Source organism: Actinoplanes sp. NPDC026670, from assembly GCF_040638175.1.
In the GTDB taxonomy this organism is placed as follows: Bacteria; Actinomycetota; Actinomycetes; order Mycobacteriales; family Micromonosporaceae; genus Actinoplanes.
Genome location: NZ_JBEZXU010000157.1, coordinates 1 through 2,793 on the forward strand (window position 1 = coordinate 1; position 2,793 = coordinate 2,793).

A 2,793-nucleotide genomic window follows, 5' to 3' on the forward strand; every position below is an offset into this window, starting at 1 on the left:
CTGCGGCTTCTTGCTGCGGGCGCGGGCGCTGCGCAGGTCGGCCAGGTAGTCGTCGGTGACGAGCTGGTGGCGGCCGGCGTAGATCGGGCCGGCGGCCTGCGCCGACCCGGCGTCCAGCTCCCGCTGGTGGAAGCGGCGATTCCACGAAATCTCGTCGACCTTCGGGCCGTCGTGCAGGACCGGCTTGCTGGGGTCGCAGGTCTGGACGTACTCGATCTTCGCGCGGACCGGGTCGCCGTCGCCGAGGCGGGCGTAGCACTCGCCGCGGTGGCGCAGCGGGGGCAGCTTGTAGTTGCCGGTGACCCGGCCGGCTTCCTGCTCGTCGCCGGACATGAGCACGATCTCGCGGCCGATGTTCGCGCTGGCGTCGCCGCCGGCGTCGCCGAACTGGTGGTGCACCCCGCGCTGGGTGGCCGCGACCAGGTAGATCCCGGCCGAGGCGACGGCCTTGGTGCACTCGGCGTACATGTCGCCGGCGGTGACCTCCGCCCCGTCGTAGCGCACCTTGTTCTTGGTGTTCAGCGCGAAGCTACCCTCGTCGATGTAGACGATGATCTTCTTGAAGTTGTGGCGGGCGGAGAAGGGCTGGTCCTGGCGCCAGCGGGCGATCTCCATCACGGCGATGAGCATCTGCAGCACGCCCTCGGCGTCGGCGCGGACCCAGTCCAGCGGCGGGCGCACATCGGTGCCGAGGTAGGGCTCCAGCCACTGTCCGACCAGGTCGTAGAGCTTGCGAGTGCCGGCCACCCAGATCAGGGCGTCCTCGCAGCGGGTCACGTCGGCCCACTCCCGGTGGATGAAGGCGCTCTTGCCGCCGGTGGTCGCGCCGAGAATCCAGGCGTGGCGGGCGACGTCGACGCCGATCGGCATGCCGTCCATGCCCCACAGCGCGTACGAGGGCTCCGCGAGCCGCCGCCAGATCGGCCGACCGGCGGCGTCGACCAGCTCGTCGACGCGCTCGGTGTAGGGGCGGATCCGCTTCATGACGTCCTCGGTGTTGGCCTGGATCGTGTACACGCCAACCCGGTTGCTGTCCTCGCTGATGGACACCCAGTCAGGGGCGATGTCGCGGCGGGTGATGTCACGCAGGGCCAGGGCGATGCGGCGGGCGTCGTGGTCGTCCAGGCGCGGGGCCTGCTCGATGCGCACCTTGCCGTTGACCACGCGGCGCAGCTCGATGGGCGCCCACGCTTCGAGCTTCGCGCCGAACGGCGCATCGGCCGGGCCGACCATCTGCGGGTTCGACACGCGCAGCCACTCCAGCCCGGCGCGGCGCACCGCCAGGCGCAGCAGCCACGCCAGGTGCGGCTCACCCTCACGCGGGCCCGACAGGTCCTCGCTGGTCAGCGCGAGGGTGGCGTGGGCGGTGGCGGTCAACGCCGTCTGCGCCGGAGCGGCCGGCGGCGGCGCGTACCGCAGCAGGTACTCGTGCGCCCGCGCCATCACCCACGTGATGCCGCCCAACGCCGGCAGCAGCAGAGCCCACACCGGCCACATCTGCGGCACCGACACCGCCAGGGTCGACCAGGCGGCGTAGACGGTCACCCCCGCCACCAGCCAACCCACCACCCGGGACTTCGACGCCGAGCTGAGCCGGGCGAACATCGGGCTGATCTGCACCAACTTTCGCGCGCCGAACGCGGCCGCCGCCGCCAGCACCGCCGTGGCCAGCCCCGCCATCCACACCGGCGAGCCCGTGACCAGCCACACCGCCACCCACACCGCGCTGATGAACGGCGCGACCACGGCCCAGAACGTCTTCCACTCGATGCCTGCTGCTCGCCGCTTCGTCACGGACGCTGCTCCTTCGCTTGCTGTCTTGCCTGGTACTGCGGGTTCCGGAAGGGGTGGGGGCCGCACCAGGTGCGGCGCGGCCCCCCGCGCGGGTGTGCGGTCAGTGACCGATGGAGCGGGCCTGCGCCTCGTACTCCTCGGCCTGCTGCTCGTAGAAGCGGGCCGCGAGGATCTCCCGCGCCGCCTCCGCCTCCGCGTCCCGCGCCGCCACGGCGTGCCCGTGGGCCACGTTGGGGTCCTTGATCGTGCGAGACGCCTGCTTGTGGTTCTCGGCCGACTCCTGGTTGGCCCGGGCGTCACGCCGGTACTGGTCAGCGGCGTCGCGGCAGGCCCGCGCCCGCTCGGTCAGCGTCTGCGCCTTCTCGACCATCTCGGCGTAACGGTTCGCCACCCGCATCGCGTCCTGGTCGATGTCGGTCATGGTGCTCATCTCTGGTCCTCCAAGGTGGGAAACAGGGGTCTGGTGGTGGTGCGCGGTGCTGTGCAGCGACATCGGTTCAGGCCGGTCCACCCACTCGCTGCCAGCGGGAGGACCGGGGTCAAAGGGCGGCGGAGCGGTACGCGGCGTCGAGCGGCGAGCTGATGCCGACGGGCCGCTCGACGAGCTGCCCGACCGGCCACCCGGCACGGTGATGTCGTCCAGGTCGACGTCGATCACCGTCTCCGGCCGGTGCCCACCCGGCGCCGGCCGCGCCTGGGCCGTCTTCGCCGGGTCGTCCTTGCCCGGCTTCTGCTCACCGGTCTCCGGGGCCTTGTCGTCCTTGTTCTTGGTCTTGGGCCGGGCCAGCCCGAGCAGGCCCAGCAGCGCCGCCCCGCCCGCCGCCTTGGCGGCCTTACGTCCCACGTCGCTGGACTTCTTCCCGCCGTCGTCGCTGGCCGGCTTCGCACCGCCGCCCGGGGTCTTTGCGCTGGCCGGAGGCTTGCCGCCACCGCCCGGGGCCTTGCTGCCCCCACCAGGGGTCTTGCTGCCGCCCGGGGTCTTGCTGCGGCCGAACGGCC

The 2,793-nt window shown here is 72.4% G+C and carries 1 protein-coding gene and 1 pseudogene; both read right to left on the reverse strand.

Going from position 1 to position 2,793, the window contains the following annotated elements:
• Positions 1 to 1,794, reverse strand: a 1,794-nt coding sequence (locus AB0E94_RS52630; RefSeq protein WP_360344465.1) for a hypothetical protein, incomplete at its 3' end; no start/stop codon positions are given.
• Between the two features lie 100 nt (positions 1,795 to 1,894).
• A pseudogene (locus AB0E94_RS52635) lies at positions 1,895 to 2,793 on the reverse strand (hypothetical protein); the annotation flags it as partial.